General features: G+C 70.6%; 7 protein-coding genes and 1 tRNA gene. 5 read left to right on the plus strand and 3 right to left on the minus strand.

Annotated elements, in window-relative coordinates; genetic code table 11:
* Positions 1–3: 3 nt before the first annotated feature.
* Positions 4–1170 (minus strand): helix-turn-helix transcriptional regulator, encoded by a 1167-nt coding sequence (locus tag K6I33_RS07810; RefSeq protein ID WP_229349187.1) that lies wholly within the window; start codon positions 1168–1170, stop codon positions 4–6.
* Between the two features lie 599 nt (positions 1171–1769).
* On the opposite strand from K6I33_RS07810, the gene K6I33_RS07815 reads away from it, so the two are divergent.
* The 4 genes from K6I33_RS07815 (at position 1770) to K6I33_RS07830 (ending at position 4840) form a co-directional block, all read left to right on the plus strand.
* Positions 1770–2069, plus strand: a complete 300-nt coding sequence (locus tag K6I33_RS07815; RefSeq protein ID WP_229349189.1) for a hypothetical protein — start codon at positions 1770–1772, stop codon at positions 2067–2069.
* Positions 2070–2432: 363 nt separating this feature from the next.
* The gene (locus K6I33_RS07820) at positions 2433–2648 is read left to right on the plus strand and encodes a hypothetical protein (RefSeq protein WP_229349191.1); all 216 of its coding nucleotides are present in this window, start codon (positions 2433–2435) and stop codon (positions 2646–2648) included.
* 75 nt (positions 2649–2723) lie between these two features.
* Positions 2724–4289, plus strand: a complete 1566-nt coding sequence (locus tag K6I33_RS07825) for an asparagine synthase-related protein (RefSeq protein WP_229349193.1) — start codon at positions 2724–2726, stop codon at positions 4287–4289.
* Between the two features lie 26 nt (positions 4290–4315).
* Complete coding sequence (locus K6I33_RS07830) at positions 4316–4840, plus strand: GNAT family N-acetyltransferase (RefSeq protein WP_229349195.1); 525 nt, start codon at positions 4316–4318, stop codon at positions 4838–4840.
* A gap of 747 nt (positions 4841–5587) precedes the next feature.
* Here the strand turns inward: K6I33_RS07830 and K6I33_RS07835 are convergent.
* Together K6I33_RS07835 and K6I33_RS07840 are read right to left on the minus strand one after the other, a co-directional pair.
* A tRNA-Ser gene (locus K6I33_RS07835) sits at positions 5588–5679 on the minus strand.
* On the minus strand, positions 5658–6626 hold the full coding sequence (locus K6I33_RS07840; protein ID WP_229349198.1) for a LysR family transcriptional regulator: 969 nt from the start codon (positions 6624–6626) through the stop codon (positions 5658–5660). The genes K6I33_RS07835 and K6I33_RS07840 overlap by 22 nt, the downstream gene beginning before the upstream one ends.
* 114 nt (positions 6627–6740) lie before the next feature.
* Here K6I33_RS07840 and K6I33_RS07845 point away from each other — a divergent pair, with 114 nt between their 5' ends.
* Positions 6741–7670 (plus strand): L-tyrosine/L-tryptophan isonitrile synthase family protein, encoded by a 930-nt coding sequence (locus tag K6I33_RS07845; RefSeq protein ID WP_229349200.1) that lies wholly within the window; start codon positions 6741–6743, stop codon positions 7668–7670.
* The last annotated feature ends 112 nt before the right edge of the window (positions 7671–7782 follow it).

The raw sequence follows: 7782 nt of genomic DNA on the forward strand, positions 1-7782 counted from the left end.
CCTTCAGGTTGTCGCCATGAGCGCCAGCAGGCGGTCGTGGACGTCTTGGACGCGCGGCTGCTGGCGCCAGGGGCGGAGTTCTCGGGCGGCTCCGAAGACGATGTTCATGCCACCGCCTCCTCGCGTCTCTTCCAGATCCGTGATGGCCTGGTCGAGAGCGTGGACTGCCGCGTCGACTTCGCCCTGACGAATGTGGGCGAGCGTGAGGTTCCCCAGCACGATCGCGCGTGACTTCCGGCGATCCGGCAGCTCCGCAGCTGTGGCTGTGAGGACCTGCTCCGCTCGGTGGAGCTGTCCGAGGGAGAGGTAGCAGGCTCCGGTGAGCCGACCGAGCTGACTGGGAGAGATGAGCTCTGCCGCCGCGTCCGTGGGGTCGGTTCCGCTTAGATGCCCTTCGGCCTTCGCGAGAGCACGTTCGCAGTCACTTGCGTCACCCAGCATGGCGTGGGCTTCCGCCGCGTGGAGCATCGCGAGTCCTGCGAGTGCTCGGCTGGAGTCCGCGGCTGTGGTGGCTGCTCGGAGGCAGAGGCTCAGGCCGGCTGTTGCGTCTCGGTCGCCGTAGAGGGCGACGTATGCGGTGCGGAGAAGGGCGTGGCCTTCGAGTGTGTGATCACGTAGATGGCGGGCGACGCTGGCGCCTTGGTCGTAGAAGGACTTCGCGGTGTCGTGGTCGCGGCGCTGGGAGGCGTCCCATACGAGTTGGCCCATGAAGGTGGCGGTGTCGGCTTGGAGGACGCGGAGCTCCCGCTGCACACGGCCCCGGCGGGCCTCATCGGCGAGAAGGGTCACGTGCCCGAGCTGGCGGCCGGCTTCCGCCAGGAGGCTGGCGGAGGGCTCCTGGTCGTAGCGATCGGCCAGGTTCTGGAAGTCGGTGCGGAGCATGGCGCACGTTTGGAGGTCGGACCGTTCTGGATGCTGCATGGCGTACTGGCGCCGGTCGGCTTGTGGATCGGTGTCCGTCGCGGTGGTTGCGAGGAGCTCCTGCAGTCCGGCGGCGGTGACCCCTAATGCGCGGGCGAGGCGAGGGCGCATCCATGGCCGGGGATCTGCTCTGCCGCTTTCCCACCGCACCACGGTGGAGCGGTCAACCTGCATCAGCTCCGCGAGCGCCTCCTGGGTGAAGCCCCTCGACTCCCGCTGCTGGGCAAGCCGGTGCCGCTTCAGCGCCATGACGTCATCTCCTCGATCTCCGTCAGAGGGCAACTTCCCAGGCCGCGCCCAGGTATGCCACACGGATGCCGCACAAGCGCGTCAATTCTGCCCTGGACGGTGCTCCGGGCGGGGAGTTCTGTGGAGGTCAACACCCCCGTGGTGATCCCGGAGGCGCTGGTTCAGGGAGCCCCTGACGCAGGGGCGACGGCCAGGCCCTGTGCTGATCCCTGGATCCTGAATCGCGGAAGAAGGCCCTTCAGCCATGACCATTGATGCACACCGGAGGTTCGCGCAGGCCCGGAGGCACCTGTCGGCTGGGGGTTGTTGATGAGCCCCTGGGGAACACGGAACGAGCGCCCGCAGCGTACGAATGCGGCAGGACGGTCTGAAGAGGTCCGTGCCTTCAAATGTGACGAGGTCGTCCGCGACATTCGCAAGGACCGCATCGGTGTCGTCATGGACAAGGTCGGTCCCAACTACCAACTCAGACCTCCTGCTGGCGGACGGGAGTGGGAGGCCGCTGCGGCCGACATGGAGCCGGCGTCTGCCGCAGACCGGATGACAGCGAGGGTCGCCGAGGCGAACGCCGCCAGCCGGAGGCGGGGCGGAGCGATCCTGTGACCTCGAAGGCGTTGTTGTTCTACGGCCAGTGGGTTCTCACCCCGGACACGGAGCCGGACGCCCGGCCCATGACCCATGCCCGGACTTGTGTGGTCTGCATGGAGGAGATTCGGGGTCAGGACCGTGACCCGGTCCAGACCGGCGCGCAGAGCCCGGCCAGCGACGATCCCGAAGCCGCGCAGCAGTGGGTGTTCGGTCACCTGGCCAAGCACCCGGGCCATCTGGCCTACGACGTGATCATCACTCGCCCGTACCGGGCGTACATGGCGGGCCGCGCTGATGGGCTGCTGGTGTGAGCGTACCCATTCGGCTGGACGGGGTTGTGGCCAGCGGACCCCGGCTGAGTTGTCCCGGCCCTGTGAGGTGCCTGCACCCGCCTGAGCTGTGTAGGAGCGAGGGCGGGGTGATCGCCTGCCAATGCGGTGCCCGGGTCTTCCCCGACTACCGGGCACTCGGAGGCGCGGCGCTGGACATCGCCGAGCGCCGGCCCGACCCGCCGACAGGGCGTACGAGCGTCACCACCGGAACGCTCACCCTCGGCGGCACGAAGCGGAAGGGCGGGGCGGTCCCCGTCACACCCGCCGCTCAGGTGCAGCCGACTCTTAGACTCCCGTCCCGGCCCCTGGGCTGAGGTCCCTTTCCCCGGGGCGGGTCAGCAAGTGCACGACGGCATGGAGACCGTCTCCGTGCCGGACAGCGCTGTGGAGGCAACAGTGGACGACCTCGTACCACCGGCCAGGCGCACCACCAGCTTCGAGAAGCTGTTCACGACGAAGGCTCATCGCCGGGTTCAGACGCCGGGCGAGTGCCACGAGTACAAGAAGGTCGCCGGCTCCTCGGACGGAGCCAAGACGTACGACACGACGGCCACCTGACCTGATCACGCCCCGCTCCCGGGGCTCCGGCGCACCTGCCGGGCCCCGGGCCTGACCGCAAGGGAAGGGAACGCCTTGATCACGTTGCGCCTCACCCCGTACGCGAGCACCTCGTGGCGGTGGGACGGCCGCCGGTATGTCACCAGCGATGGCACCAGTGAGATCACCCCGTTCGACCACCCCATGATTGAGCGGACCGCTGTCACGGACGGCACCCGGACCCTGCTCGTCGTACGGGAACGGGTGAGCGGCCGCCCTGCTGCTCACCCGGGCCCCCGCAGCGTCAGCCCGGCCGACTTGGAGGCCGCCCGTAGCCTCGCAGAGCAGTGGCCCGCGGACTATGTCCTCGTCGAGACCGCACCCCGGTACCCCTGTCGCGTGACGACCGGACCGGGTGGGATCGCACCGCTCTACCTGGCCCACGACACCGCGAGCCTGTACGGGTCGTGGGACATGGCCGACCTCCGCGAGCACGCCGCCGGCCTCAGTCCCCGCGAAGTCGTCCGCTTGCTGATCTACCGCCCCCGCTACAGCACGGAGACCGTGTTCAGAGGGATTCACCGCCTCACCGAACGCGCGACCGCCACGTTCGGAGGCCATCTCTCCCTGCGTTACCCCGAATCCGCCCTCCACAGCAGCCCGCGTGAACTCGTCCCCGACGCAGACGTGCTCGGCGCATTCGTGGCCGCCATGGATGATGCTCTCGACTTGCGGCCCCTGGACGAGGTCGAGACCGTGCTCCATCTGACGGGCGGCTTCGACTCCGGCACGGTCGCGACCCGACTCGCCGAGCGCCACCCCGGTCGCTTCCCGACCTCCGCCCTCCTCATCGGCGGCCCGGGACGCGCTCACCAGATCCGCCGGCGCACCGAGATCCTCAAGGCCCTGCCGTTCGCCGGGCCGGACCACCTCGTCGACGCCATGGAACACGCCCCGCTCAGCCCGGAGTGCGCGCGGGTACGCGGGGAGCGCATCAGCCCGTACGAGGAACCGCTGCACCGCCCCTTCACCCGGCTGACGGAAGTCCTGGCCGAGCATGGAGCCCGTGTGGTTGTCACGGGTCTCGGCGGCGACGAGATGGTGGCCCTGTCCCAGGACGAGTACCCGCACAAGTCCATGGGAGAGATCAGCGACGCCCTGCCCTGGATCGGACCCCGCGCACGGGCCGCGCTGGAGTACGTGGACGACAGCATCGCCCCGCCTGCCGCCGTCAACAGCATGACGCTGCTGTCCCTGGAGACTACGGCTCCCGCGCTGATGCGGGCGGACATCTGGCCTGTGCACCCCTTCGCCGACCCCGGCATGGTCCAGCTCGGCGAGTGGCTACCAATGCACTGGCGCGAACTGAAACAGCTCCAGCGCCGCCGGCTCGCCGCCCTGGGCCTGAGCCCGGACGTCACCGAATCCCGCGAGCGCGAATCCTTCGCCGAAGTCGTCCAGCACACCCTGACCACCCACGCCCGGCCCCTCTTTGCCCGCATGCTCCACGACGGCTCCCCGCTCTTCGAAGAGAAGGTGGTGGACCCCGACGGTCTGCGCCTGGCCGTCCGGAGGCTGGCCGATGGCCCCTACCGGGAGGACGGCGACGCCCAGCTCCTCGAAGTCCTGGACCTCCACTTCGCCGCCCAAACATTCCTCTGACCTGCCCCATGAACCGAGGAGACGACATGTTCGCCATGCGACCGGCCACGGCCGCCGACATCCCCGCCGTCGAAACCATGATCCTCGCCCGCTCTGCATGGCTGGAGGAACGGGGACTGCCGAGCTGGCGGGAGAACGCCGCCGATCTCGCCGGGCAGGCAGAGAACCCCGACGGCGACGTATGGGTCCTCGCCGACGACACGGGCCGGATCATCGGATGCACCACGATCCAGGACCAGACACCCCCGTGGGGCTGGACGGCCGAGGAACTGGCCGAACCGGCCCACTACCTGTACTCCAGCGTCACCGACCCCGCCTACCGCGAGCACAAGCCCGGTACGGCCATGGCTCTGTGGGCGGTGGACCGCGCTGTGTCCGAGGGCAAGACCTGGGTCCGCCGCGGCTGCAACTTCCCCGAACTCGTCACCTACAACGAGAGCCAGGGCTTCACCCTCGTCCACGAAGTCCAGCGCACCCACCACCGCTTCTACCTCATGGCCCGCCGTGCCGAACCCATCGCCGACCTGGATCGGGCGTTCCGCGAGCTGTAGGCCGCTGACGCACACGGGAAGGCGCGGTCTGAAGGATGCGTTGACGCCTACCGGCACTGCCGCCACTGGGCTGTCTCCGCCACCCCTGGGGCGGAGACAGCAATGCTCTTGCGATAGCTTGCTCGGCCGCGCCCGTGCTTGGCGGAAGCTTCGCTTCCGCCCCAACTTGCTCACCCTCGGGCGACCCGGCGAAGAGTGTCTTCGCCGATAACTTGCTGCGCTTTGGGCTGAGGCGGCCAAATGATGCGGGCTGCGGTCCCTGGTCAAGCGGGCCATCCGGGTGCCGTCTGGGGTCGGGGGCGGGCCGACGTCCGTTTCGGGGACGGCTCCTCCTTTGCCCGCGCGGGGACCCGGTCCCCCTGGATTGCGCGGACCTAGGGGAGTCGAACCCTGAAACAGTCCGGAGGCGGGGACCGGTCCCCGCCTCCGGCGGACCGCATCCGGTCCGGTAGGGCGTTGACCTGCGAAACTCGGTTTCTCTGGCGTAGCGGTGGCCGGATCCTGTGGAGCCGCCCGCCGGCCAACGGTGCCAGTGCGCCTGTCGACGCTGCTTGGCGTTTACTGCAGGCCGTCGCGGCTTCTCCTCTGGTGAGGCCGCTTCGGATGGTCGTCCACGTCCCCGCAGTCGCGTCGGCCGCGCTCATCGGTGCCGCCGCCGGTCAACCGCAACCAAAACTGCAACCACGGAACGACGAAGGTCCCGGCCGCTGAGCGGTCGGGACCTTCGTTTGCCCAGGTGGGCGAGTGCGGAGGACACGAGATTCGAACTCGTGAGGGGGTGCCCCCAACACGCTTTCCAAGCATGCTGCGAGCGGCCTCAGCATCGCCGCCGTTCCTCCAGCGGCGGGTTCTCGGCCAGCCAGTCGAGGTAGTGCGGGCTGCGGCGCACGGCGGTGGCGTAGACCCGGTCGGCGCGGGCGGCGATGGCGGGGGCGTGCGCGCTGAGCGCGCCCTGCCGGTGCCACAGCAGCAGGTGCCGGAGCCGTAGCGGGGTGCCCGCCAGGGGGCGCGGGACGATGCCCGGGGTGGCGCGGAAGGTGGCCTGGCCCAGGCCCACCGCCTGGCCGTCGGCGATGAGTTCGCGGGCGGCCCCGGCCTCGGCGTCGTGGCGGACCCTGGGCGTGAAGCCCGCGCGGGCGCAGGCGGCGGTGAAGGAGTCGAACAGACCGTTGCCCTGACTCGCCGGAAGGGTCCATTCCGCGTCGGCCAGCTCCGCGAGCCGGAGCTCCGGCCGGGCGGCCAGGGGGTGGACCTGGGGCAGCAGGACGAAGGCCGGTTCGGTGGCGACGGTCGCCGAGCGCAGGTCGGACGGCAGCTCGGAGGCCGGGCGGACGTACTCGGCCACGGCGGCCAGGTCCTGCTGACCGCTGACCACGAGGTCGGCGGCGGTGGCGAGATTGGGCTCGGTGCGCAGGGTGGGCAGGGCGCCGGGGAAGAGCTCCTGGAGCTCGCGCACCAGGCCCACCGCGAGCGGGCCGGGGGTGGCCACGTACCGCAGGGGGCGACGGCCCTCGGTGGAGCCGGTGTGCAGCGCGGACTCGCGCTGGATCGCCTCGATCGACGGGAGCACCGAGCGCGCCCGGGCGAGCACGAACTCGCCCAGCGCGGTGGGCGCGGCACCGTGCCGGGACCGGGCGAACAGGGCGCCGCCCAGGACCCGTTCGATCCGCCGGATCTGCGCGGTGAGGGAGGGCTGGGAGACGCCCAGCGAGGCGGCCGCGCGGGTGATGCTGCCGGCGTCGGCTATCGCGCAGACCACCTTGAGGTGGCGCACTTCGAGATCCATAACGCGCATCCTATGGATCAATGCGATTACTTGAAAGTTTTAGCTCTTGTCAGGATGGTCCCTCCGCGCGGCAACGAACCGCACAGCATCGAACGGGATTCCGGGAGGACACCGATGACCGACAGGGGCGACGCGCTCATCGCGCGCCGAGTCATGGAGCTGGTCCTGCGTCACCAGCGCAAGGGCCAGCGGACGGGCGGCTGCGCGCTGACCCCCTGCCCGGACTGCCGGGACGCCCATCTCGCCCGCGTCACGCGGTACGTCCGGGCCGGTGAACCGGTGCGGTTCGTGCTGCCGGCCTTCCCCGGCAAGTCCCCCAACACCGCCAAGGTGCTGGGGACACTGCCCGACATGGCGGAGCGGCTGGCGCTGGACTTCCTCGCCGGGCTGACCGCGCGGATCCGCGCGGTGTACGCGCCGGGGGCCGAGATCCTCATCTGCTCCGACGGCCGGGTCTTCAGCGACGCGGTCGGCATCCCGGACGAGCACATCACCGGCTACCAGCGGGAGATGCAGCGGCTCATCGACGCGCTGCCGGAACCGAGCGGGATCGGCCTGTTCAACCTGGAGGACGTGCCCGAGTTCGCCGGGCTCGGCCACGACCGGATGCGGGAGCTCCTCGCCGAGCGGCACGCCGAGCCCCTGGAGTCGCTCCGGGAGCGGGTGCGGGCGGGCGAGGAGGTCGCGCTCTACCGGGCCATGACCCGCTTCCTGTTCGAGGACGGCAGTACCCCCGGATACTCCGGCAGCAGGGCCGCCCTCCAGCGCGACGCCCGGGCCCGCGCCTACACCGTGATGCAGCGCAGCAAGGCGTGGGGCGACCTGCTCGCCGAACGGTTCCCCGGAGCCGTGCGGCTGTCCATCCATCCGCAGCCCTGCGGCGCGGAGAAGCTCGGCATCCACCTCGTGGACACCCCGGACAACTGGCTGACGCCCTGGCACAGCGTGGCGCTGGACACCGGCGACGGCCGGTACGTCCTGGTCAAGCGGGGCGAGGCCGAGGAGCGGGGCGCCGAGCCGGTCCTGGTGGCCGGCCGGGGCTAGGCGGTGGGCCGGCGCCGCCACCGCGTGCGGCGGGACCATGCGGGCGCGGGGGGGGCCGGGCGCGACGGCCTTGGCGCAGTGCGGGGCGTCGGCGGCGGGGTGGCCGCTGGCC

Origin of the sequence: Streptomyces sp. UNOB3_S3 (assembly GCF_020740895.1) — a bacterium.
Taxonomy (GTDB): domain Bacteria; phylum Actinomycetota; class Actinomycetes; order Streptomycetales; family Streptomycetaceae; genus Streptomyces.

Bases quoted from the DNA above. Each gene is read 5' to 3' on its own strand.
- K6I33_RS07810 (WP_229349187.1), bottom strand. From the start codon at position 1,170: ATGGCGCTGAAGCGGCACCGGCTTGCCCAGCAGCGGGAGTCGAGGGGC.
- K6I33_RS07845 (WP_229349200.1), top strand. From the start codon at position 6,741: ATGACCGACAGGGGCGACGCGCTCATCGCGCGCCGAGTCATGGAGCTG.
- K6I33_RS07840 (WP_229349198.1), bottom strand. From the start codon at position 6,626: ATGGATCTCGAAGTGCGCCACCTCAAGGTGGTCTGCGCGATAGCCGAC.
- K6I33_RS07830 (WP_229349195.1), top strand. From the start codon at position 4,316: ATGTTCGCCATGCGACCGGCCACGGCCGCCGACATCCCCGCCGTCGAA.